Below are 24,291 nucleotides of genomic sequence, written 5' to 3'. Positions count from 1 at the left end.
ATGCGCTTCCGGCACCCCGACGGCTCCACCGTCCACCTCGCCTACTGCACCAACGTCCACCCCGCCGAAACCCTCGACGGCGTCCTCGCCCAGCTCCGCGACCACTGCGAGCCGATCCGCCGGCGACTGGGCCGCGACCGCCTCGGCATCGGCCTGTGGCTCGCCCGGGACGCCGCCCACGCCCTGGTCACCGACCCCGCCGCACTGCGCGGCCTGCGCGGCGAACTCGACCGGCGCGGCCTGGAGGTCGTCACCCTCAACGGCTTCCCGTACGAGGGCTTCGGCTCCCAGGAGGTCAAGTACCGCGTCTACCGGCCGGACTGGGCCGACCCAGAGCGCCTCGACCACACCACCTCCCTGGCCCGCCTGCTCGCCGGACTGCTGCCCGACGACGTCACGGACGGCACCATCTCCACCCTGCCGCTCGCCTGGCGCACCGCGTACGACGACACCCGCGCCGACAAGGCCCGCGCCGCCCTGGTCACCCTCGCCGAACGCCTCGACGCCCTCCAGGAGCTGACCGGCCGCTCCATCCGCGTCGGCCTGGAACCCGAACCCGGCTGCGTCGTCGAGACCACCCACGACGCCATCGCCCCGCTCACCGCCATCGCGCACGAGCGCATCGGCGTCTGCGTGGACACCTGCCACCTCGCCACCTCCTTCGAAGACCCGTACACCGCCCTGGACGCCCTCGCGGCCGCCCGCGTACCCGTCGTCAAGTCCCAGCTGTCCGCCGCGCTGCACGCCGAACACCCCGCCGACCCCGAGGTCCGCGAAGCCCTCGCCGCGTTCGCCGAGCCGCGCTTCCTGCACCAGACCCGCACCACCACCCCCTCCGGCGGTCTGCACGGCACCGACGACCTCGACGAGGCACTCGCGGACGGCGGCCCGCTGCCCCACGCCGCACCCTGGCGCGCCCACTTCCACGTCCCCCTGCACGCGGCCCCCGCCGCGCCCCTCACCTCCACCCTCCCCGTCCTGAAGGCCGCGCTGACCCGGCTGGTGGGCGGCCCGCACCCCCTCACCCGCCACCTGGAGGTCGAGACCTACACGTGGCAGGCCCTTCCGCCCGAGCTGCGGCCCCGCGCCCGCGCCCAGCTCACCGACGGCATCGCCGCCGAGCTGACCCTCGCCCGCGACCTGTTGACGGACCTCGGCCTGAAGGAACTGCCATGACCCGACCCACCTCCTCCGGCGCGCCCACGCCCCTGCTCGTCCTGGACGTCGTCGGCCTCACTCCCCGCCTCCTCGACCACATGCCCCATCTCAAGCAGCTCGGCCAGTCCGGGTCCCGCGCGCCGCTCGGCACCGTCCTGCCCGCCGTCACCTGCGCCGCGCAGTCCACCTTCCTCACCGGCACCATGCCCTCCGAGCACGGCATCGTCGGCAACGGCTGGTACTTCCGCGAACTCGGCGACGTCCTGCTGTGGCGCCAGCACAACGGGCTCGTCGCCGGCGACAAACTCTGGGACGCCGCCCGCCGCGCCCACCCGGGCTACACCGTCGCCAACATCTGCTGGTGGTACGCCATGGGCGCCGACACCGACATCACCGTCACCCCCCGTCCCGTCTACTACGCCGACGGCCGCAAGGAACCCGACTGCTACACCAGGCCCCCGGCCCTGCACGACGAACTCACCGACAAGCTCGGCACCTTCCCCCTCTTCCACTTCTGGGGACCCGGAGCGGACCTGGTCTCCAGCCAGTGGATCATCGACGCCACCCGGCACATCATGGCCACCCGGCACCCCGACCTGACCCTCTGCTACCTCCCTCACCTCGACTACGACCTGCAGCGCTTCGGCCCCGACGACCCGCGCTCCCTGAAAGCCGCCGCCGACCTGGACGCGGCCCTCGCACCGCTGCTCGACGACGCCCGCGCCGAGGGCCGCACCGTCGTCGCGCTGTCCGAGTACGGCATCACCCCCGTCAGCCGGCCCGTGGACATCAACCGCGCCCTGCGCCGCGCCGGACTGCTCGAAGTGCACACCCAGGACGGCATGGAATACCTCGACCCGATGGCCTCCCGCGCCTTCGCGGTCGCCGACCACCAGATCGCCCACGTGTACGTCCGCCGTCCCGAGGACCTCGACGCGGCCCGCGCCGCCCTCGAAGGGCTGCCCGGCATCGCACAACTCCTCGACGACGAGGGCAAGAAGGCCCAGCACCTCGACCATCCGCGCGCCGGTGAACTCGTCGCCGTCGCGGAGCCGGACGCCTGGTTCACGTACTACTACTGGCTCGACGACGACCGCGCGCCCGACTTCGCGCAGCTCGTCGAGATCCACCGCAAACCCGGCTACGACCCGGTCGAGCTGTTCATGGATCCGCTCGACCCCTACGTCAAGGTGAAGGCCGCCGGCGCGCTGGCCCGCAAGAAGCTCGGCATGCGCTACCGCATGGCGGTCGTGCCCCTGGACGCCTCACCTATTCGAGGCAGCCACGGCCGCCTCCCCGCGAGCGACGACGACGGTCCGCTCCTCATCTGCTCCACCCCCCGCGCTGTCGGAGACCGCGTCGCGGCCACCGACGTGAAACAACTCCTGCTCCGGCTGGCCGGACTCGACTGACGCACCCTCGGTACGCCCGCCGAGATCCGACTACTGAGAGTGAAACACACGGCACTGACAACGGCCTGCCCGAGCCGCATCGGCGCAGGCCACGACCCAGAAGGCAGGCACCCGTGACCCCGTTCACCGACCCCTCCCGCACCGACGCCGGCACCGATCCCGCCGCCGACGGCCCGGGCGAGAGCCTGCGCCGCAGCCTCGGCGTCGGCCGGCGCCGCTTCCTCAGCACCTGCACCGCCGTGGCGGCCGGAGCCGTGGCGGCCCCCGTCTTCGGCGCCTCCCCGGCCCTCGCCCACGGCCGCGACAGAGACCACGACCACGGGCACGGGCACGACCACGGGCACGGGCAGGTCCTCGTCCCCGCCGACAAGCGCGGCATCATCCTCTACACCGTCCGCGACGCCACCGCCCGCGACCCTCTCGCCTCCGACCTGCCCTCCGGCTTCCGCGAGGTCTTCAAGCAGCTGGCCCGCCACGGCTACCGGCAGGTGGAGTTCGCCGGCTACAACCAGCACGCCAACGCACCGGGCGGCGCCAGCCTCGAATCCGTCCAGGGCGCCAGGCTGCTGCGCTCCTGGCTCGACGACTACGGCCTGCGCGCCCAGGGCAACCACGGCTTCATCCCGTCGTCCTGGCCGCTGACCCAGGCGGACAAGGACACCTTCAAGAAGCACCTGGAGATCGCCAACATCCTCGGCATGGACCACATGGGCACCGGCGGCGACCCCACCGGCAGCTCCTACCGGGCCGACTGGGACGTGGCCGCCGACAAGTGGAACGCCCTCGGTGCGATCGCCCACCGGGAAGGCATCAAGCTCTACACCCACAACCACGACAGCGCCTACGGCTTCCTGCTCGACGGCGGCCCGCTGGACGACCAGGGCAGGCCGACCCGCAGCTCGGGCATCCGGAAGCTGGAGTACTTCCTCAAGATCACCGACCCGAGGGTGGTCTGGCTGGAGATGGACATCTTCTGGGCGCACGTCGCCCAGTACAAGTTCCACGAGTACACCGCGCACGACGGCTCCACCCGGAAGAACGTCTTCGACCCGGCCGGCCTGGTCGCCCGCAACAACCGGCGCTACCCGCTGTTCCACGCCAAGGACGGCGTCGTCAGCACCACCAACGGCATGGGGTACGACATGGTGCCCTTCGGCACCGGGGTCATCGACTACACGACGTTCTTCTCGCGCGTCGGACAGCGCAACTACCACAACCCGATGGTCGAGGACGACAACTCCCCGAGCGCCACCGACCCGGCGCAGTCACTGCGCGAGGCGAAGATCAGCTACGACGGCCTGGCGGCCCTCCGCAAGCGCCGCCACTGACCCGCGACACGGACCGGGCGGCCCCTCCCGCGCGCTGCGGGAGGGGCCGCCCGGTCCGTGCGGGGGTGGCAGCGTCGGCTCGCCCCTCGCTCATCCCTCGCCGAGTGGACGGGGGTTGGGCGTGATGCGCTTGTCCTTGGGCCGACCCGGCGGACGCAGGCCCAGGGCCACGAACCCGGCGAAGATCGAGATGGACCCCGCCAGGGTGTAGGCGCCGTTGTAGCCCCACGCCGCGACGACCACGGAACCCATGCCCGCGCCCAGACCGGAGACGAGCTTGGAGCTGTAGACCATCCCGTAGTTGGCGGCGTTGTTGTTCTCGCCGAAGTAGTCCGCCGTCAGCGCCGCGAACATCGGGAAGATGGCGCCGCCGCCGAAACCGGAGACGGCGGAGAAGACCAGGAACAGCGGCAGGTTCTTGATCTCCGCCGACAGGATGATGCCGAACTGGGCGAGGCCCAGGATCGCGCACACGTACAGCAGGCACTGCTTGCGGCCGTACAGGTCGGAGAGCCAGCCGATGACGCCGCGCCCGGTACCGTTGACGATCGCCTTCAGCGACATGGCGGTGGCCACGACACCGGCCGCGAAGCCCGCCTCCTCACCGATGTCGACCTGGAAGGCGATACCGAAGATGTTCACGCCGGAGGTGCAGGCGAGGCAGAACCACATCAGTGCCACCCGGCCGGTCCGCCAGGCCTCCAGCGGGGAGTACTGCCTGACGGCCGGAGGGTTCTTCTCCAGCGAACGCCGGGCCCGCGGGTCGGCCGGCGGGTTCAGCGGGTCGACGGCGGCCGGCCACCAGTTCTTCGGCGGGTCCCGGAAGCAGAAACCGGCGAACGCCACCATGGCGGCGAGGAAGAGACCCGCCGAGACCAGCACCCAGCGGAAGTTGGAGCCGTCCATGTAGCCGTGGAAGATGAAGACGAACGGCACCGAACCGTAGGCGAAGCCGCCGTTGACGAAGCCGGTCTTCCCGCCCCTGCGTTCCGGGTACCACTTGCCGACCATGTTGACGCAGGTCGCGTACACCATGCCCGCGCCCATCCCGCTGAACACGCCGAACCCGACGAAGGCGAGCGCCACGTGCGGCGCGTACGCCAGCGACAGATAACCCAGCAGCGTGCCGACCGAGCCCAGCATCATCGCCCAGCGCGCCGGCAGTCTGCCGCTCTCCCGCAGCCGCCCCGCCGGAAAGGCGACCGCGGCCTGGCAGAACACCCAGGCGGTCATCATCCAGTAGATGCTGCCGCTGGACCAGTGGTGGGCCTCGTGCAGCGTGTCCTCGGCGGACGCGAACGCGTACTCGGCGGAGGAGATACCCATCATGCCGATCCAGGGCAGGATCACCATCCACTTGCGCTTGCGCCCCATGATGTCGATGTCGGACTCGCCCACGCGGTAGACGCGCCCGTTCCTGTCGGTCACCTCCCGGTAGCCGGCGACCCGTGTGACATCGGTGGTTGTCATGTCGTTGCACCCCTTGCGTCGAAAGATCTGGCCAGCGCCCCCTGTCCCATGCCTTCCGTGCGCGCGCGGGTCCCGGGCCGGCCGACGCGCACCCGTCGGCCGGCCCCGTCCGTCTCACGTCATGAACCGCCCCCCAACAACCCCGCGGCCCGCGCCCACCGGTACTTGGCGCCCAGCACGGCCACCGGTTTCTCCGTCGTGTACGGGTACGCCACGACTCCGCGTTCGAAGAGGTACTGGCACGCCTCCTCCACCTCCACGTCGCCCGCGAGAGAGGCCACCACCGGCTTCTCGACGCCGCGCTCCCGGAACTCGGCCACCACGCGCGCGGTGAGTTCGGCGAACACCATGGGCGGCGTGACGATGGTGTGCCAGTAGCCGAGGACCAGGGCGTGGATGCGCGGATCCTCCAGCCCGAGCCGGATCGTCGCCTCGTACGTCGACGGCGGCTCGCCCCCGGTGATGTCCACCGGGTTGCCCGCCGCACCGAAGGGCGGGATGAAAGCGCGGAACGCCGTGTCCAGGTCGGGCGGTATCTCCATGAGCGACAGCCCGTTGTCCATGACCGCGTCGGAGAGCAGGACCCCGCTGCCGCCGGCGCCGGTGATGATGACGACGTTGTCGCCCCGGGGAGCGGGGAGCACCGGCAACGCGCGCGCGTACTCCAGCATCTCGTTCAGCCCCGGCGCCCGGATGACGCCGGCCTGCCGGAGGACGTCGTCGTACACGGCGTCGTCCCCGGCCAGCGCCCCGGTGTGCGATCCGGCGGCCTTCGCGCCCGCCGCGGTACGCCCGGCCTTCAGCACCACGACCGGCTTCCTGGGCACGGTCGCCCGGGCGGCCTCGACGAAGGCACGGCCGTCCTTGAGGTCCTCCAGGTGCATCGCGATGCACTCGGTGTGCGGGTCCTCGCCGAACCAGGTCAGCAGGTCGTCCTCGTCCAGGTCCGCCTTGTTGCCGAGGCCGACGATCGCCGACACGCCGGTCTTCGTGGCCCGCGCGAAGCCGAGGACGGCCATCCCGATGCCGCCCGACTGCGAGGTCAGCGCCACGCCGCCCTTGACGTCGTACGGCGTGCAGAACGTGGCACACAGGTCCTGCCAGGTCGAGTAGTAGCCGTAGATGTTCGGCCCGAGCAGCCGCACCCCGTGCCGCTCGGCGACGGCCACGATCTCGTCCTGGAGCGCCTGCTCACCGGTCTCGGCGAAGCCGGAGGGGATGAGTACGGCGTTGGGGACGCGCTTGCGCCCCACCTCCTCAAGCGCTGCCGCCACGAACCGCGCGGGGATCGCGAAGACCGCCACATCCACCTCACCGGGAACGTCGGTGACACTCTTGTACGCCTTGCGGCCCAAGATGTCATCGGCCTTGGGGTTCACCGGATGGATCTCGCCCGCGAAGCCGCCGTCGACGAGGTTGCGCATCACCGAGTTGCCGATCTTGCCGGCCTCGTTGGAGGCGCCGATCACGGCGACCGAGGAGGGCTGCATCAGGCGGCGCATCGAGGTGAGGATCTCCTCGTGCGTGTACCGGCGGCGTTCCTTCGGCGCGTCGGTCGCCAGGATCACCCGGATGTCGGCGGCGACCGCCCCCTCGGGCGTGGCGATCACCGGATTGAGGTCGACCTCGGCGATCTCCGGGAAGTCCGAGACGAGCACGGAGACCCGGCGGATCTGCTCCGCCACCGCCCACCGGTCCACCCCGGCCTGCCCGCGCACCCCGCGCAGCACCTCGGCCGCCCGGATCGAGTCCAGCATGGACAGCGCCTCGCCGGCGTCCACGGGCGCCAGCCGGAAGGTCACGTCCTTGAGCACCTCGACCAGCACCCCGCCGAGGCCGAAGGCCACCACCTTCCCGAAGGTCGGGTCGGAGACCGCCCCGACGATGACCTCCTGCCCGCGCGGCAGCAGCTCCTGCACCTGCACGCCCTCGATCCGCGCGGAGGCGTCGTACGCGCGCGCGTTGTCCACGATCCGGCAGAACGCCGCCCGCACGTCCGCGGCGCCCTCCACCCCGACGACCACACCGCCGGCGTCGGTCTTGTGCAGGATGTCCGGCGACACGATCTTCATCACCACGGGGCCGCCGAACCGCGCCGCGCACGCCACCGCCTCGTCGACGTCCCGCGCCAGCTCCTCGCCGGGTACCGCGATCCCGTAGGCGTCGGCGAGCACCTTGCCCTCGGGAGCGGTGAGCGCCGTGCGCCCCTCGGCCCGTACGGCGTCCAGGAGAGCGCGCACCCGCGCCAGGCGGTCCTCGGCCATCACGTCAGATCACCCCGTTCGACTTGAGCAGCCGCAGTTCCTCGTCACCGAGACCCAGCTCGCCGACGTAGACCTCCTCGTTGTGCTCGCCCAGCAGCGGTGAACTGGTCACCCGCACGGGGGAGTCGGAGAGCTTGAGCGGGCTGCCCACGGTCACGAACTCGCCCCGCTCGGGATGCGGCACGGTGACGACCATCTCGTTGGCGGCCAGCGAGGCGTCCTCGATGATCTCCCTCGTGGACAGGATCGGCCCGCACGGGATGTTGTGGGCGTTCAGCCGCTCCAGCACCTCCCACTTGGGCAGGGTGGACGACCACTCCTCGATCAGCTGGAACATCTTGTTCAGCTTCGGCAGCCTGGCGTGCGGCGTCGCCCACTCGGGGTCGTCCGCCAGTTCGGGCCGGCCGATCAGCCCGCTCAGCGGCCGCCAGCCGACGGGCTGGACGATGACGTACACGTAGTCGTTCGGGCCGCCCGGCGCGCACTTGACCGCCCACCCCGGCTGGCCGCCGCCGGACGCGTTGCCGGACCTGGGAACCTCGTCGCCGAAGTCCTCGTTGGGATATTCGGCGAGTGGACCATGGCTCAGGCGCTGCTGGTCGCGCAGCTTCACCCGGCAGAGGTTGAGCACCGCGTGCTGCATGGCCACGTTCACCCGCTGTCCGCGTCCGGTGTGCTCCCGCTGGTAGAGGGCGGCGAGGATGCCCGCCACGACGTGGACGCCCGTGCCCGAGTCCCCGATCTGGGCTCCCGTCGCCAGCGGCGGCCCGTCCTCGAATCCTGTGGTGGACATCGATCCGCCCATGGCCTGGGCGACGACCTCGTACGCCTTGAACGCGGTGTACGGGCCCTCGCCGAACCCCTTGATGGAGGCATAGACGATCCGTGGATTGATCTCCTTGACGCGGTCCCAGGTGAATCCCATCCGGTCGACCGCGCCCGGTCCGAAGTTCTCGACCATGACGTCCGAGCGCCGGATCAGCTCGGTGAGGATCTCCTTGCCGCGGTCGGTCTTGGTGTTGAGGGTGATGCTCCGCTTGTTGCAGTTGAGCATCGTGAAGTAGAGGGAGTCGACGTCCGGCAGATCGCGCAGCTGCCCGCGCGTGATGTCACCGCTCGGCGCCTCCAGTTTCACGACGTCCGCGCCGAGCCAGGCGAGCAGCTGGGTCGCCGAAGGACCGGACTGCACATGCGTCATGTCCAGGACGCGGATGCCCTCGAGAGCCTTCGCTGTCATGGGGCTTCACCTCACTTGTACATCGTCTGGTTCATGGTTCCGGGGGCGTACGCGTCCGGGTCGACCCAGACGTTGACCAGGGACGGCTTGCCGGACTCGCGCGCGCGGCGCAGCGCCGGGCCGATGTCGGCGGGGTCGCGGACCTCCTCGCCGTGACCGCCCAGCATCCGCGCGAACTCGTCGTACGGGACGTCGCCGAGGGTGTTGCCGACCCGCTCGCGCTCCTTGCCGTACTTGGCGGCCTGGCCGTAGCGGATCTGGTTCATCGAGGAGTTGTTGCCGACGATGCCGACGAAGGGGAGGTCGTAGCGGACCAGGGTCTCGAAGTCCCAGCCGGTGAGCGAGAAGGCGCCGTCCCCGAAGAGGGCGACGACCTCCTTGTCGGGCCGCGCCTGCTTGGCGGCCAGCACGAAGGGCACGCCCACGCCGAGCGTGCCCAGCGGTCCCGGGTCCATCCAGTGGCCCGGCGACTTGGGCTGCACGACCTGCCCGGAGAAGGTGACGATGTCGCCGCCGTCACCGATGTAGACCGAGTCCTCGGTGAGGAAGTCGTTGATCTCGCTGACCAGCCGGTACGGATGGATGGGCGAGGCGTCCGACCTGAGCTGCGGCAGCCGCTTGTCCAGCGCCGTCTGCTCGGCCGCGCGCAGCTCGTCCAGCCATTCCTTGCGCTTGGACGCACCCCCGTCGATCCGCCCGGACGCCGCCTCGCTCACCGACTTCAGCACCAGCCCCGCGTCGCCGACGATGCCCAGGTCGATGTCGCGGTTCTTGCCGACGGTGCGGTAGTCGAGGTCGATCTGCACGACGGTCGCGTCCGGGGAGAGCCGCTTGCCGTAGCCCATGCGGAAGTCGAAGGGCGTGCCGACGATCACGATGACGTCGGCGTGGGAGAAGGCGTAGCGGCGCGAGAGCTGGAAGTGGTGCGGGTCGCCGGGCGGCAGGGTGCCGCGGCCCGCGCCGTTCATGTACGCCGGGACGTTCAGCGTGCGGACCAGCTCGACGGCGGCCTCGGTCGCGCGGGTCGTCCAGACCTGGCTGCCGAGCAGGATGGCCGGCTTCTCGGCGTGCGCCAGCAGGTCGGCGAGCCGCTCGACGGCGTCCGGGTCCCCGGCCGACCGGGTGGAGGCCCGGTAGGCCCCGGCCCGCGGGACCCGCGCCCGGTCGGCCGGCACCTTGGCGTCCAGCACGTCCCGGGGAATCTCCAGGAAGGAGGGCCCCGGCGCGCCGTGGTAGCACTCGCGGAACGCCATCGACACCATGTCCGCCGCCCGCGCCGTGTCCGGTACGGTCGCCGCGAACTTGGTGATCGGCGTCATCATGTCGACGTGCGGCAGATCCTGCAGTGACCCCATCTTGTGCTGACTGTGCGCTCCCTGACCGCCGATCAGCAGCATCGGCGACTCGGCGCGGAAGGCGTTGGCGACCCCGGTGACGGCGTCGGTCGTCCCCGGCCCCGCGGTGACCACCGCGCAGCCGGGCTTGCCGGTGATCCGGGCGTAGCCGTCGGCGGCGTGCGCGGCGACCTGCTCGTGGCGTACGTCGACGACCTCGATGCCCTCGTCGACGCAGCCGTCGTAGATGTCGATGATGTGGCCGCCGCACAGCGTGTAGATGCGGTCGACCCCCTCTGCCTTGAGTGCCTTGGCAACGAGGTGGCCGCCGGAGATGACGTCCTGTGTGTCGTCGGGCATGGCGAAGTCCTGTCCCTTCACGAGGGGTTGGGGCGCTCTCGCGGTACATTGCATACAGTCGACGAATACTGTATGAAGCTTGTTATCCCGCATCCGGTGGGTGGTGTCCAGGGGGCGTACGGCACTTTCAGTCAGGAGCCGAAATGGACCTGTACGAACACCAGGCAAGGGAACTCTTCGAGGAACACGGCATCGTGGTGCCGAGGGCCGAGATCACCGACTCGCCCGAACGGGCCCGCGGCATCGCCCGCGCACTCGGCGGACGCGCCGTCGTGAAGGCGCAGGTGAAGACCGGCGGACGGGGCAAGGCGGGAGGCGTGCGGCTCGCCGCCGATCCCGCCGAGGCCGAGGAGGCGGCACGGCACATCCTCGGCATGGACATCAAGGGCCACACGGTCCGCACCGTCATGCTCGCCGAACCCTGCGACATCGAGCGGGAGTTCTATGTCTCCTACGTCCTCGACCGTGCGTCCGGGGGTTTCCTGGCCATCGCCTCCGCGGAAGGGGGCATGGAGATCGAGGAGGCGGCCGTCCGGCGGCCCGAGGCCGTGGCGCGCATCCCCGTCGACCCCGCAGCGGGGGTGCACACGGCCGCCGCGGTGCGCATCGCCGACGCCGCCGGACTGCCTCCGCAGACCGTCGACACCCTGGTGCGGCTGTGGGACGTGCTGGTCCGCGAGGACGCCCTGCTGGTCGAGGTCAACCCGCTGGTCGCAACGGTCGACGGCCGGATCGTCGCGCTCGACGGCAAGGTCACCCTCGACGACAACGCCCGTTTCCGCCAGGCCCGCCGGTGCGACGAGCGGCCGGCCTCCGCCGACTCCCTGGAGGCCCGTGCCGCCGCCCGGGGCCTCAACTACGTGAAGCTCGACGGCGAGGTCGGCGTCATCGGGAACGGCGCCGGGCTGGTCATGTCGACGCTGGACGTGGTCGCCGGCTGCGGCGCCCGTCCCGCCAACTTCCTCGACATCGGCGGCGGCGCCTCCGCCCGGGTCATGGCCGACGGGCTGTCGGTCGTCCTCTCCGACCCCGGCGTGAAGTCCGTCCTCGTCAACGTCTTCGGCGGCATCACCGCCTGCGACGCGGTCGCCGACGGCATCGTCCGGGCCCTGGAGGAGGTCCGGCCGACCAAGCCGCTCGTCGTACGCCTCGACGGGAACAACGCCGCCCGGGGCCGGGCCCTGCTCGCGGCACGTGCGCACCCCCTGGTCGAACAGGCCACCACCATGGACGGCGCCGCCCACCGTGCCGCCCGGCTCGCCACCGCGGCATCCGCCGCCGAATGAGGAGACAGGACGACATGGCGATCTACCTCACCGAGGAGAGCAAGGTCCTCGTCCAGGGCATGACCGGTGCCGAGGGCATGAAACACACCCGCCGGATGCTGGCCGCGGGCACCGACGTCGTCGGCGGCGTCAACCCGCGCAAGGCCGGCCGCACGGTCGACTTCGGCCTCCGCACCGTCCCGGTCTTCGGATCGGTCCGCGAGGGCGTCGAGCGCACCGGCGCCGACGTCACCGTCGTCTTCGTGCCGCCCGCCTTCGCCAAGGCCGCGGTCGTCGAGGCCGCCGACGCCGGCATCGGCCTCGCCGTCGTCATCACCGAGGGCATCCCGGTCCACGACGCCGTCGCCCTCACCGCCCACGCCAGGTCCAGGGGCACCCGCGTCATCGGCCCCAACTGCCCGGGCCTGATCAGCCCCGGCCGGTCCAACGCGGGCATCATCCCGCCCGACATCGCGAAGCCCGGCCGTATCGGCCTCGTCTCCAAGTCGGGCACCCTCACCTACCAGCTCATGTACGAACTGCGCGACATCGGCTTCTCCACCTGCGTCGGCATCGGCGGCGACCCCGTCACAGGAACCAGCCACATCGACTGCCTCACCGCCTTCCAGGACGACCCCGACACCGAACTGATCGTCCTCATCGGCGAGATCGGCGGCGACGCGGAGGAACGCGCCGCGGCCCACATCCGCGCACACGTCACCAAGCCGGTCGTCGGCTACATCGCCGGGTTCACCGCGCCCGAGGGCAGGACCATGGGACACGCCGGCGCCATCGTGTCCGGCTCCTCGGGCACCGCCCGGGCCAAGAAGGAAGCACTGGAAGCGGCCGGGGTACGGGTCGGGAGCACGCCGACCGAGACCGCACGGCACGTGCTCGCCGTACTCGACGGCGCGACCCGTGACGGAGCCCGCGCATGACGTCCGGCACGCGGAGCGCCGCGGCGCTCACCCTGAAGTCCGGCACCTCCTGGGCCGAGGCCTGGCGGCGCTGCCGCGCCGTCGCACCCGAGGCGTTCGGCGAGGACCGCGTCCTCAACCTCTGGGGCGCCCGCTGGCGGGCGGACGGCCGGGTCCTGCCGGCCACCAGCCCCGTCGACGGCACCCCCGTCGCGGGCCCGCCCCGCCTGGACCCGGCCACGGCCCGGCACGCCGTACACGCCTCGCTCGACCAGCACCGGGCCTGGCGCCACCTCCCCCTGGCCGAACGGCGGGCCCGCGTGGCCGCCACCCTCGACGCCCTCGCCCAGCACCGCGACCTGCTCGCGCTGCTGCTGGTGTGGGAGATCGGCAAGCCCTGGCGTTCGGCCACCGCCGACGTCGACCGGGCCGTCGACGGCGTGCGCTGGTACGTCGACGGCATAGACGACATGCTCGACGGGCGTGCCCCGCTGGACGGTCCGGTGTCCAACATCGCGAGCTGGAACTACCCGATGAGCGTGCTCGTGCACGCGATGCTGGTCCAGGCGCTGGCGGGCAACGCGGTCATCGCCAAGACCCCGACCGACGGCGGCGTCGCCTGCCTCACCCTGGCCTGCGCGCTCGCCGCCCGCGAGGGACTCCCCTTCACCCTCGTCAGCGGCAGCGGCGGCGAACTGTCCCAGGCGCTGGTGCGCGCGCCCGAGATCGGCTGCGTCTCCTTCGTCGGCGGCCGGGACACGGGCGCGGCCGTCGCCACCGCCGTCACCGACCTCGGCAAGCGGCACATCCTCGAACAGGAGGGACTCAACACCTGGGGCGTCTGGAACTTCACCGACTGGGACGCGCTCACCAAGGTGATCCCGAAGCTCTTCGACTACGGCAAGCAGCGCTGCACCGCCTACCCGCGCTTCGTCGTCCAGCGGCAGCTGTTCGACGCGTTCCTCGCGGCGTACCTACCGGCGGTCCGCACCCTGCGCGTCGGCCACCCGCTCGCCGTCGCCGCACCGGACGACCCGTACCCGGCGCTCGACTTCGGGCCGGTCGTCAACGCCGCCAAGGCGAAGGAGCTCCAGGACCAGGTGGCCGAGGCCGTCGACCGCGGCGCCGTCCCCCTGCACCGCGGCAGCGCGGCCGACGCCCGGTTCCTGCCCGGCCAGGACACCTCGGCCTACGTCCAGCCGGTCACGCTGCTGGGCCCGCCCCGGTCCTCGCCGCTGCACCACGCCGAGCCCTTCGGTCCGGTCGACACCATCGTCCTGGCCGACACCGAGGCCGAGCTGCTCGCCGCGATGAACGCCTCCAACGGCGCGCTGGTGGCCACCCTGTCCACGGACGACCCGGCGACGTACGCGCGGCTGGCGCCGCAGATCCGCGCGTTCAAGGTCGGCCACGGAGTGCCGCGCTCCCGCGGAGACCGCGACGAGCTGTTCGGCGGGCACGGCGGGTCGTGGCGCGGCGCCTTCGTGGGCGGGGAACTGCTGGTCCGCGCCGTCACGCGCGGCCCCGCGGGGGAGCGGCTGCCGGGAAACTTCCCGGACCACCACCTCATGCCGTGACGGGTCGGGGCGCGGGCTCAGCCGGGCGCCCCCGGTCAGCCGATGCCCTGCCGGTCCGGCCGCAGGGCGAAGGCCCGGTCCGCGGGCGTCGGCGCGGCACGCTCGACGGCCTGCCGCAGCAGCTCGCGATGGCGCAGCAGCGGAGCGCGCCGCTCCTGCGGCACAAGCAGCAGCAGGTCCTCGAACGCCGCCGACAACCGCCGCGTGACCTGCGGTGACCCGGCGGCGCAGGCACGGACCTCGGTGAACCCGAGGTCCACCAGCTCCGCCCAGCCGGGCACCGGCTGCACCAGCCGGACCGTGCCGCGCCGGTCCCGGTGCGGCACGGCGTCCAGCGGCCGCCGGGACAGCGTCGCCAGGATCTGCACGACCCGGTCCAGCGCCTGCACGGCCGTCGTCGGATCGTTCACCGCGGGGGACAGGGCGCGCAGCCCGATGTCGGCCAGCTGGCGCAGACCGAACGCCAGGTCCTGGTGGAAGGTGCGCTCCACCCCCACCGACAGGGCGTACCGCAGCGCCCGGCGCGGCGGCGCCGCCCCGCCGTGCACCGCCAGGACCGGCGTGCCCGGCACCACGAAGTCACCGGTCCGCGGCACCAGCCGCAGCACCACCCCGTGCCCCCGGGCCACCCGTACCAGCCGGGCGACGTGCACGTCCCGCAGCACCCCGGCCCGCCCCTCGTGGGCCACCCACGCCGTCACCGGCCCGAGGTCCGGCTCCTCGCCGGCGCCCGCGGGCAGGGGCGTCAGCGCCGCCACCCGCAGGGACTCCGCGGCGATACGGGCGATCACATGGCTGACCCGCATCAGCCGCAGCGTGGCGTTGACGTACAGCACGAAGAGCAGCAGGCTCAGCGCGACCATGAGAAGGGTGAGCACCGACTGCACCAGGGGCACGGTCGTGGCGGCGCGGGGGTCGGCGTTGCTGTCGTAGCTGGTCAGGACGAGCAGCGTCAGGACGAAGGTGGCCAGGAAGACGGCGAAGGTCGCCTTGGTGATCCGGCTGCGGACGAAGAGGCGCACCACCCGCGGGGTGAACTGCCCGCTCGCCATCTGCACGGCGACCAGCGAGATGCTGAACACCACACCGATGAAGGTCATCATCGCCGAGCCGACCGCCGACACCACCGCCTTCGCGTCGTCCGCGAAGCGCAGCAGGTCGGCGAGGGTGTCGAAGTCGCCGTCGTCCTGCAGCGAGCGCACCAGGGCGGCGTCGAGCTCCTGAGCCACCAGCCAGACCGCGAAGACGCCCACCATGGCCGCGGTGGGCGCGAACCAGAACGTGTCCCGCAGGTGCTCCCTGAGCGGCGACAACGCCCGCGGCCGACGACGCGGAAGCGGGCCCTGCGTAACCAACCAGTCACTCATGGTGCGACCCTAGGCGCAGTGCGGGCGCAGGTCCCGGACCGCCGCTCAGGCCGAGCGCGGGCGAAGGAAACGCAGGTGAAAGGCACCGCAAAAGCTTGGTATGGTTGTCCATGTCGCCGCGGGGAACACCCCCGCACCGCGACAGGCACCTGGTCCGGGTGGCGGAATGGCAGACGCGCTAGCTTGAGGTGCTAGTGCCCTTTATCGGGCGTGGGGGTTCAAGTCCCCCCTCGGACACAAGATGGGACGTTCACGAGATCGTCCCGAAGCGTTCACGAATTACCGGTCGAGTCATGTGACTCACCGGTATTTCGTCGTTTCTGGGGTCTTGAGCCTCGTGATCGGCTCGATGAGGGGGTGAGGCGGTGGCGGTCCAGGTACTGCGCCTCTCACCTGCGGAAACAGGACATGCCTGCGCGACGGCTGGTAGCCGTGGCGCAGGCATGTGGGGTTTTCAGGGGGCGGAGCGCGGCGGAGGTGTGTCACTCGCGTGGCGGAGGCTCGACCTGCTCGGCCGGAAGCGGTCGCGCCTGGGGCGGGTCGGAGGGCTCACCGGCTTGGGTTGCGGCGCTCTGCGTGCTGGCTTTGCGGGGCTGGATGCCCTGGTCGCGGAGGAACCGTCGGATGGCTCTGAGGTTCGCCACGAAGATGATGACGGCATTGAGCAGGGTCTGTGCGACGCGTCCGTGCGGCAGGCGGAGCTGGGGATTGTCGATGCTGTCGAGGGCGGACTTCTTGAGGTTCCCGTTGCCGCCCTCGTTCTGACTGCGCAGTCCGGACCAGGCTTCCTGCCACAGAGGGGTGAACAGGGGGTATTTCTGCCGCCACTTGGCCAACACGGTGCCCGGCACGGTGATGCTCTTCCCTCTGCAGATGTCGGGGTAGACGGGGGTGTCCCGCTTGGGCTTGGAGATGGTGGGCAGGGCTGCCGGGGTACGGACAGTGGGGGCGTCGAGGTCGACGACGGTGGACGGGCGTGGCTGGGGCCGGCGATAGCAGGTGACCGTGGCGTGGGACCCGAGGGCGGGGCACTGTCGACGCTGGTCCCCTGCGGGGCCGTACTCCTTGATCTTGGTCTGGTAGTCCTTCCGGGACTGGATCAGGTTGAGTGCGTGGGCGCGGTCCTCGTCCGTGCGGCTGTCGATGTACGTGGCGCCCGCAGTGATGAGCGGGGTGGGCATCAGCGGGCAGTAAAACTCGCCGCCGACCAGCTGCATGCCGCGGAACTCCCCTTGACGGTCGACCTTGTCGTCGTTGTAGTGCTTCACCGCGTTGAGGCCGAGTTTGAGCAGCTGCAGATGCAGGTTGTGAGGCTTGGCCTGGGTGATGCCCCGGTCGGCGCAGAACAGGTCTTTGACCAGGCCTCGTTCGAAGGCCGGCTGGATGGCGCGCAGGGCGGCCGGGCCGGGTTCGGTGCCCGGGGTGTGAAGGATCATGCCGAGGCAGACCGCAGGGTAGGCGCCGGCGAGGTCGCCATGGCCATGGCCCGGGAACGCGGCCATCAGCGCGTAGCGGAACTCTTTCTTCTCCGGCGCCTTGGCCTTCTTCTCTTGTCCCGACTTGCTCTTGCGAGGCACTGGCTTGTTTGCCGTGCCGCGCCGGGTGCCAGTGTTCGTGGAGGCCGCAACTTTGCCGCTGGGCCCCGACTTCTTCTGCGTTCCTCCCTTCACGTACATCCCGGCGGTGATCTCAAGCGAGGCCCGGTCCTGGTGGTAGTCCGGCTCTTTGCCCCAGACCGGAACCGGAGTGTCATCGACCGCGATGTGGCCGGGCCACCGAGCGAAGTCGCCGCGCCGGTAGGAAGCCATCACCGGAGCGAGAATCAGATCCTGGGCGATGGCCTCCAGGTTGCGCACGGTGTCCTGGTTGGCGCGGGCATTCCACTTCCGTCGGATCTTCTTGGCCTCGCTGAGCGACAGCCGCTTGCGGCGGTCGTGTGGTGCAGGGTCGAGGCGCCGAGTCATCGAGGACCAGGATCGGTAGACGCGCTTCGACGTCGCGTACTGGTGGTGCGCGACGCGGTCGATTTCTTCTCGGGTTGCGCCCTCGCGGATGTGCAGGTCGACGTCGGGGACATCAAGAAGAGCTTTGGACCCTGGAGACAAGGCGAAGAAGAGCGTCTCCCATGCGTCGTTGATGTTCGCGCTCTTGCCCATGTACTGCGACAAGATCAGGCCGATCAGCACTGTGCGGAATGGGAAGCCCTTCGGGCCTGGCCGGTGCTCGTTGGAGGGAAGGCGTTCCAGTACTCCGCTGTGGCGCACGAGGTCGAAGACCTGCCTCACAACGCGGTCGCTGAGGGTACGGCCGGGGGCCTGTGGTGCAGGGCGTAAGGCGAGGCCGGTGCGCCGGCAGGGTTTGTTCTCAGGGTTCTTCCTGCTCACGCCGCCGCTCCCCGCAACAGATCGGATGCCTCTGCTTCGGGCACGTCGTGGAGGAAGATGAGGTAGCGCGAGAGGCTGTGCAGGGTCGCGAGTCCGGACGCTTTGAGGATCACCTTCAGCGGAATGCCTGCATTGAGCAGTTCGACGAGCCAGGTCGTGCGCAGCCGCTGGGTCTGCAGGACTGCACCGTCACAACGGCCGATGATCCGCGGGTACTTGGCCAGCCAGTCCGATGCGATGTGCTTGCTGGTGCGGTCCTGCCAGTCCGGCCGGAAGGCGTACGCGTCTGCCGGGATGTGGGCGGCTTCCGCCAGCAGCAGTTCCTCGTAGGCGTACCGGCATACGACAGTGCGCGGACGACGCCCGTGCACCTTCACCAGCGCCCGGCCGGTGGGGCCCGCCAGGATGTCCCGCCCCCGAACGTACACAAGATCCTCAACGGCGAGCCCGCAGCCGACGCCCAGACAGAACAGAAGACAGGCGTTGCGCCGCTGGGCGGGGGTGGGCAGGCTCTGCGCCCAGATCAGCCAGTAGGCGATTTCCGCTGGCGGGTAGGGGGCCACTGGGGCGGCGGTGGCCTTGAGCCGGATCGGCGGATGCTGTCCGAGCTGGTCCAGCAGGAGTGCTTCGGAGGCCCGGCGCAGCTGGCTGCTGCAGGTTCGGCGGCTGTTGGCGGCCATGTCGCGGCAGCCGACGAGGATGAACCGTTCGACGGTGTTCTGGTCAAGGATCACCGAGGGTTCGAGCGGGAGGCCTTGGGCCTCGACCCAGGCGACCAGCCGTGCGAGCGGTGTCATGACCACGTCTGGGCCGTAGGGTCCCGCTGCGACGGCCATGAACCCCAGCGAGCGGACGACCGGAGCGATGCGGCGCCACTGGGCGGGCGGCACTGTCTCCGCCTTCGGTGCGTAGGCCAGCAGGCGATTCGACACAGCGACCTCCAGGCGCAAGGCCCATGACAGGCGGCCGGTTAACCGGCCGCTGGTGTCAGTGTCGATCACGATCTGAAGGAACGCATCTTTATGACCGGAGGCCGAGCGCGCACGGCGCCGCCATGGAGCTACGCCGTCGATCCGGAGGAGTGGCCGGATGCCCGGATCGTCGGGGAGCCCGCCGCAGCGGTGGTCCAGACGATTGCCCGCCGCCTCGCCGCCGCCCTGCGTGAGAGACCGGAGCTCTCGCTGCGTGCACTGGCCGCCCAGAGCAACGTCGGCAGACAGACCATCGGCGATCTGCTGGCGGGCGCCACCTGGCCGGACGTGCTGACGGTCTGCCGGCTGGAGCGTGCCCTGGGTCTCGCGCTCTGGCCCGGATCGAATGCGACCCAATGTGCTCATGACTGATCCCCAATTGCCTATTTGAGGTCAGTCGTGCACGCTCAAGTGCCGGATGGCGCAGACGCCCTATAGCGCCACCCATAGGAGCGCTAGAGTGAACGTGCGCGACGGACCGGAACCCTGCTAGGAGAAGCGTCCGTTCGCGTGTTTGGCGGCCTCCCTCGACCGCTAATCGAGGGAGGCCTGCTTGTTGGGTTAGGGTCGTTCTCGGGTAGATCAAGCAGCCCGGGATGACAGCACGGCCCGGAACATTCCCGGTGCTACGTTTTCCACCTCGCCAAGTTGCTTCATACGGTTGAGGGTTTTTCCTACGGATGAGCGGACCGTCGCGTCCGCTCCCGGGCGCACTGCCGCCGCGATGTCGGTGATGGACATTGCTTCTTGAGCGGCGCACAGGAGTGTGAGGATCGCATCGCGCATGCTTCCGTTACGCGGTGGCCCCAGGGTCCGAGTGCCATTCCCCGGTCGCCCATCTTCGGACGAAGCATCCTCGTCGGCGACAGAAACTTCAGACGGACCCTCCCGGGAAGGCTGGTCGGTTTCCGCGTCCTCGCCAGTGTCCAGCGGCTCTTCGCGGACATCGGTGGATTCGGCGCCCTGGCACATCATCGCGTACACAGCTTCCAATGTCGCCAACTCGCCGCGCAGTGAAGTGATCAGCTCCTTCACGGCATGCCGGGCCTGGCCGATGTAGACACCCTTGTCTGACGCAGGTGCGCTGGTCCGGTATCCCGCCATAGCGAACTCCTAAGGAAGGTCGCTGCCAGTGTAGGGACGGCACACTGTGGCACGCACCCCATTCCTGTGAGGCGCTATCAAACGGTCAGCAGTGCGCTCAAGCACGGCAAGTCCGGTCGGGGTTATCGCAGGAATCAACCTGTCTTGACGCAGAGTTGGCTCGCCGGGTTCGAGCGATGCCGCACCGGAACTGTGAGACGTGCCATCGCAGAATTCTGACGTGTGGATTCTGCCGAAGCTCCCGGTCTCCGGGAACGTTTGAGCGTTACGGTTCCTTCATGGTGGATGGCAAGCATCTGTCGGCGACGGAGGCCTTGGCGTCGGTGACGAAGGCCCTGGATGTTCTCGTCCTGGCGTATGACAGGGGGGAAGTCGGTGTTACCGAAACCGCCCGGGAGCTCGGTATCTCACGTTCCACCGCACACCGCATCCTGGTCACCCTGCAGCGCACGGGTTTCCTGCGTCACGATCCTGGCCAGCACGGATACTCAGCGGGTCCGCAGCTCGTACGCATGGGACTGGCCGCGATCGCCCAGCTGGACGTCCGACGACAGGCGCGCAGACCCCTGGAGGAGCTCTCCGAAAAGCTGCAGGAGACGGTGTGCCTGTACACCCTGGATGCGGCCGTCGTCCGACTACTCGACGGAGTCGAGTGCCGGCATGTCCTGCGCGTCAGTGTTCCGCTCGGACAGGAACTCCCCGCCCACGTCACAGCGGCGGGCAAGGCTTTGCTCGCACTGCGCGACCCGGCAGATGTACGCGCGACACTCCCGGCCGCGCTCCCCGCCACGGCGGCAGGAAGCATCACTGAGTGGCCGCTGCTTGAGGTGGAGTTGGAGGAAGTCAGAGTCCGGGGATGGGCGGCAGACCTCGAGGAAAGTGCACACGACCTGCACGGCGTAGGCGTGGCCATCCGCAACCGCATCGGGGAACCGCTCGCCGCGATCTCCGTGTACGCACCCGCCGTACGTTTGCGTGAACAGGACATGCCAGCGATTGCCACGGCCCTGCAGGAGACCGCCACCACGATCGCCAGGGCAGAGTGACAACGGGCGCCGAGGTGCCAGGACTCAAGGCCTCAACGTGATCCGCCCGTCCGGGATCCACCCCTCCAGGTATCCCGTCAGCAGCACATCCACATCTGGCAGGTCGCACCGTGTGCACAACTCCTGCCACTGCTCAGGTCCCGCCCAGCGTGTCGCTCCCCAGGACTGATGATCTGGCGGATCACCAGGCGCAGCGAGACGAAAGATGAACACGTGTGCCTCTCGACGGCTCCGGCCTACGGGCACAGGCACCTGAGCCCAGCGGCATCCTTCAACAGTGCCTCCGCGCACAGGCATCGCGCCGACCGCATCGTGGAGTACGCGGACTGCCGCCTCACGGTAGGGCTCTGTGGCTCGGACCGATCCTGACGGGAGCACCCATCGGGGAACAGCTCCAGGCAGGTCGTCTGCCACCAGGGCAAGCCGCCCGTCCGAGCTCAGCAACGCGACGAACACCACCCGCCGCAGCCTTGGAGGCGGCACGGTAGGGCACTTCGAACTTTCGGCGGCGTCCAGGAAAGCAGGCACAGTCCGATCCTGACATGCGGCCGCTTAACCGGCCAGTTTTGCCCGTGCCGACGAGGGTCTTATCGCGGAGATCGGGCGGAGGGGTTCGGCGCCGATGTGTTCGAGCACTGGCTCGACCTGATCGACAAGCTCGTGTGACTGGCCGCCGAGGTCGGCACCCCCGCGGGGGGCGGAACCGGTGCTGTTGCCAGACGAAGCAGTCGCGATCCTCAAGAGTGCTCGACTGGACGCGACCGTGCAGAAGATGCGTTGCCGGCACGTCTCGAGCCTCGTCTGGGCGGAGCTGGCGCTGGAGATCAAACAGAGCGGGGTCATCGTGCGGACGGCGATGAGCCGGGGCCAGGGCATCGTGGAGATGTTCACCGCGGAGACGCCCCCCTGCTTCGGCTGGCAGACCTAGGAAGGTCAGTTTCCGCTGGGTGACACCGGTCCCGAGTGACTGTAGCCGCCCCGAATGCTCGGTTGCCCTTCAGCGGGTTCGCGCCCGACTTCGTCTACCGGAGCATCCCCGCTCCAAACCTGACGATCGAGCAGGTCCTCCGGCTAGGTGTCACCTATGCGCGGCGGGCGTTGACGTGTCACGCAGAAGCGTGGGACAAGGGATGAGGGCGCGGCTGAGCGCCGGCTGAGCGGGATGACGGCCTTCCGGTCCCTGTTGAAACTCATGCCGGACGTGGCGGGTGCTCACGCTTTCGTCGATACAGCAGTGGACAGTGAAACCCTCGTCCAGGCGTGGGACGGCCCCGGTCCCATGAAATCGCTGCCGGGTGGATGGAAGTTGCGTCGGATTGGTGCCGCGGAGATTCATTTTTCCGACATCATCGGGGCATGCAGAAGCTCGAGGCGCACGAGATGCCCTTGCACAAGGTGTTCAGCAGTGACTACGACTTCCAGATACCTGACTACCAGCGCCCCTATGCCTGGCAGGAGGAGCAGGCTGCTCAACTGCTGATGGACCTGCAGGAAGCCCTGGTCCGTGGGACGGATGAGCCGTACTTCCTCGGATCCGTTGTGCTCGTCAAGAACAGCGCGGTCCCGAAGGCGGACGTCATCGACGGCCAGCAGCGCCTCACGACCCTGACCATCCTCCTGTCGGTCCTGCGCGACCTCACCGGGGATCCGGAGCTGCGTGGCGACCTCGACCGGCTGGTCATGGAGCCGGGTGCCAAGATCCGTGGGCTCGCCCCGAGGCCGCGGCTCACTCTGCGGAGCCGTGACGCGGACTCCTTCGAGAAGTACGTCCAGACGAAGGGCGCAGTGGGCACTCTTCTGACGCTCAAGGAGGAAGCCCTGCGGACCGACGCGCAGAAGGCCGTCCTCCGCAACGCGACAGTCCTCCACCGCAGCCTCACCGCGTTGACCGAGGAACGCCGGCTAGAACTGGCTCAGATGCTCGCCGAGCGGACGTTCCTGGTCGTCGTCAGCACTCCTGACCTCGACAGCGCACACCGGATCTTCAGCGTCATGAACTCCCGCGGCCTGGACTTGTCTCCCACCGACATCTTCAAGTCGCAGATAATCGGGGATCTCGGGGCGGAGGCGTCTGAGGCGTGCGCCACCACCTGGGAGGACGCCGAGGAGATGCTGGGGCGCGACGACTTCGCGGAACTCTTTCTCCACCTGCGGATGATCTTTGCCAAGAAGAGGGCGGAACAGGAGCTGCTCAAGGAGTTCCCTGAGCAGGTACTCAAACGCTACCTCCCCGGCAGGGGCGAGGTCTTCGTCCATGACGTTGTCCGGCCGTATGCCGAGGCTTATGCCCAGATCCGTGAAGCACGTTATGAGTCCGCTTCGGGTGCGGAGGCGGTCAACGCCTGGTTCAGGAGGCTCCAACAGGTCGACAACTACGACTGGCGGCCCGCCGCTCTCTGGGCGCTGCGTCACCACGAGGACGACCCGGCATGGCTCGACACGTTCATGCGGGCCTTGGAGCGGCTGTCGGCCAGCATGTTCGTCCGCCGTGTCTACACGACTCCCCGCGTCACGCGGTACGCCGAGTTGCTTCGGCAGCTCGACGAGGGACAGGGCCTTGCCTCCCCGGCTCTCGAGCTGAGGGACGACGAGAAGGCCGAGACCCGGGCCAGGCTCGACGGCGATCTCTATCTGGTCGGCAAGATCCGCAAGTATGTGCTGCTCCGGCTCGACGAGCTGCTGGCCCGCGGGCAGGGGGTGACGTACGATCACCCGCTCATCACCGTGGAGCACGTGCTGCCGCAGAACCCGAAGGCCGATTCGCAGTGGGTCGGGCTGTTCGACGAGGAGCAGCGTGCCCAGTGGACACACCGCCTGGGAAACCTGGTGCTGCTGAACCGCGCCAAGAACTCGGCGGCCCAGAACTACGACTTCGCCGCCAAGAAGGCCAAGTACTTCACCGGCCGCGGGGGAGTGGTCCCCTTCGCGCTGACCAGCCAGGTGCTCCAGCACGTCGAGTGGACCCCCGACGTGCTGAAGGCCAGGCAGGAGGAGCTGCTGGGGGTGCTCTTCGAGGAGTGGCGTTTGTGAGCGCGGGGGCCGGGGCGGCGTACCCCGGCCCCGAGTCCAATGATCTCCATGAAGTTCCAAGGAGTTC

The 24,291-nt window shown here is 69.8% G+C and carries 18 protein-coding genes and 1 tRNA gene; 11 read left to right on the top strand and 8 right to left on the bottom strand.

The genetic code is table 11. The features are described from left to right. From eboE to EV562_RS25560, 3 genes are all read left to right on the top strand, one after another. Complete coding sequence (eboE, locus tag EV562_RS25570; protein WP_133889205.1) at nucleotides 1-1,176, top strand: metabolite traffic protein EboE; 1,176 nt, start codon at nucleotides 1-3, stop codon at nucleotides 1,174-1,176. Further along, nucleotides 1,173-2,570, top strand: a complete 1,398-nt coding sequence (locus EV562_RS25565; RefSeq protein WP_133889204.1) for a nucleotide pyrophosphatase/phosphodiesterase family protein — start codon at nucleotides 1,173-1,175, stop codon at nucleotides 2,568-2,570. Before eboE ends, EV562_RS25565 begins: the two co-directional genes overlap by 4 nt. Before the next feature lie 113 nt (nucleotides 2,571-2,683). Continuing rightward, nucleotides 2,684-3,898, top strand: a complete 1,215-nt coding sequence (locus EV562_RS25560) for a sugar phosphate isomerase/epimerase family protein (protein WP_133889203.1) — start codon at nucleotides 2,684-2,686, stop codon at nucleotides 3,896-3,898. Between the two features lie 90 nt (nucleotides 3,899-3,988). Here the strand turns inward: EV562_RS25560 and EV562_RS25555 are convergent, their stop codons facing one another. From EV562_RS25555 to EV562_RS25540, 4 genes are all read right to left on the bottom strand, one after another. Continuing rightward, nucleotides 3,989-5,368: an OFA family MFS transporter gene (locus tag EV562_RS25555; protein ID WP_133889202.1), complete on the bottom strand. Its 1,380-nt coding sequence runs from the start codon at nucleotides 5,366-5,368 to the stop codon at nucleotides 3,989-3,991. A 119-nt stretch (nucleotides 5,369-5,487) separates the two neighbouring features. Continuing rightward, nucleotides 5,488-7,632 carry an acetate--CoA ligase family protein gene (locus EV562_RS25550; RefSeq protein WP_133889201.1) on the bottom strand — a complete coding sequence of 715 codons (2,145 nt, stop codon included), beginning with the start codon at nucleotides 7,630-7,632 and terminating at the stop codon, nucleotides 5,488-5,490. Nucleotides 7,633-7,636: 4 nt separating this feature from the next. Then, nucleotides 7,637-8,869 (bottom strand): formyl-CoA transferase, encoded by a 1,233-nt coding sequence (gene frc, locus EV562_RS25545; protein ID WP_133889200.1) that lies wholly within the window; start codon nucleotides 8,867-8,869, stop codon nucleotides 7,637-7,639. Nucleotides 8,870-8,880: 11 nt separating this feature from the next. Continuing rightward, complete coding sequence (locus EV562_RS25540; RefSeq protein ID WP_133889199.1) at nucleotides 8,881-10,563, bottom strand: thiamine pyrophosphate-binding protein; 1,683 nt, start codon at nucleotides 10,561-10,563, stop codon at nucleotides 8,881-8,883. A 143-nt stretch (nucleotides 10,564-10,706) separates the two neighbouring features. On the opposite strand from EV562_RS25540, the gene sucC reads away from it, so the two are divergent. From sucC to EV562_RS25525, 3 genes are read left to right on the top strand one after another with little or no spacing between them, the layout of a single operon-like run. Then, entirely contained in the window at nucleotides 10,707-11,849 is a 1,143-nt protein-coding gene (gene sucC / locus EV562_RS25535) for an ADP-forming succinate--CoA ligase subunit beta (RefSeq protein WP_133889198.1), read from the top strand. Between the two features lie 14 nt (nucleotides 11,850-11,863). Then, complete coding sequence (sucD, locus tag EV562_RS25530; protein WP_133889197.1) at nucleotides 11,864-12,766, top strand: succinate--CoA ligase subunit alpha; 903 nt, start codon at nucleotides 11,864-11,866, stop codon at nucleotides 12,764-12,766. Beyond that, a complete protein-coding gene (locus tag EV562_RS25525) occupies nucleotides 12,763-14,322 on the top strand; it encodes an aldehyde dehydrogenase family protein (RefSeq protein WP_133889196.1) in 1,560 nt (519 codons plus the stop codon). The genes sucD and EV562_RS25525 overlap by 4 nt, the downstream gene beginning before the upstream one ends. A 35-nt stretch (nucleotides 14,323-14,357) precedes the next feature. Here the strand turns inward: EV562_RS25525 and EV562_RS25520 are convergent, their stop codons facing one another. After that, nucleotides 14,358-15,689, bottom strand: coding sequence for a DUF2254 domain-containing protein (locus EV562_RS25520; RefSeq protein ID WP_133889195.1), 1,332 nt, complete (start codon nucleotides 15,687-15,689; stop codon nucleotides 14,358-14,360). Between the two features lie 152 nt (nucleotides 15,690-15,841). Between EV562_RS25520 and EV562_RS25515 the strand changes: the two genes are divergently transcribed. Further along, nucleotides 15,842-15,926, top strand: a tRNA-Leu gene (locus EV562_RS25515). A gap of 245 nt (nucleotides 15,927-16,171) precedes the next feature. Here EV562_RS25515 and EV562_RS25510 read toward each other — a convergent pair. Together EV562_RS25510 and EV562_RS25505 are read right to left on the bottom strand one after the other, a co-directional pair. Next, complete coding sequence (locus tag EV562_RS25510; RefSeq protein WP_133889194.1) at nucleotides 16,172-18,073, bottom strand: hypothetical protein; 1,902 nt, start codon at nucleotides 18,071-18,073, stop codon at nucleotides 16,172-16,174. Continuing rightward, nucleotides 18,070-19,074: a site-specific integrase gene (locus EV562_RS25505; RefSeq protein ID WP_133889193.1), complete on the bottom strand. Its 1,005-nt coding sequence runs from the start codon at nucleotides 19,072-19,074 to the stop codon at nucleotides 18,070-18,072. Before EV562_RS25505 ends, EV562_RS25510 begins: the two co-directional genes overlap by 4 nt. Nucleotides 19,075-19,095: 21 nt before the next feature. On the opposite strand from EV562_RS25505, the gene EV562_RS25500 reads away from it, so the two are divergent. After that, nucleotides 19,096-19,416, top strand: a complete 321-nt coding sequence (locus tag EV562_RS25500; RefSeq protein WP_133889192.1) for a helix-turn-helix transcriptional regulator — start codon at nucleotides 19,096-19,098, stop codon at nucleotides 19,414-19,416. 210 nt (nucleotides 19,417-19,626) lie between these two features. Here EV562_RS25500 and EV562_RS25495 read toward each other — a convergent pair whose 3' ends face one another. Continuing rightward, nucleotides 19,627-20,148, bottom strand: coding sequence for a hypothetical protein (locus tag EV562_RS25495; RefSeq protein WP_133889191.1), 522 nt, complete (start codon nucleotides 20,146-20,148; stop codon nucleotides 19,627-19,629). A 278-nt stretch (nucleotides 20,149-20,426) separates the two neighbouring features. Here EV562_RS25495 and EV562_RS25490 point away from each other — a divergent pair, with 278 nt between their 5' ends. From EV562_RS25490 to EV562_RS25480, 3 genes are all read left to right on the top strand, one after another. Continuing rightward, on the top strand, nucleotides 20,427-21,194 hold the full coding sequence (locus EV562_RS25490; protein ID WP_166661993.1) for an IclR family transcriptional regulator: 768 nt from the start codon (nucleotides 20,427-20,429) through the stop codon (nucleotides 21,192-21,194). A 712-nt stretch (nucleotides 21,195-21,906) separates the two neighbouring features. Then, on the top strand, nucleotides 21,907-22,122 hold the full coding sequence (locus EV562_RS25485) for a hypothetical protein (RefSeq protein WP_133889189.1): 216 nt from the start codon (nucleotides 21,907-21,909) through the stop codon (nucleotides 22,120-22,122). A gap of 428 nt (nucleotides 22,123-22,550) precedes the next feature. Next, on the top strand, nucleotides 22,551-24,224 hold the full coding sequence (locus tag EV562_RS25480) for a DUF262 domain-containing protein (RefSeq protein WP_133889188.1): 1,674 nt from the start codon (nucleotides 22,551-22,553) through the stop codon (nucleotides 24,222-24,224). Nucleotides 24,225-24,291: the final 67 nt, after the last annotated feature.

Source organism: Streptomyces sp. BK208, assembly GCF_004364245.1.
Lineage (GTDB): Bacteria > Actinomycetota > Actinomycetes > Streptomycetales > Streptomycetaceae > Streptomyces.
This window is presented reverse-complemented; position numbering and strand designations above follow the sequence as displayed.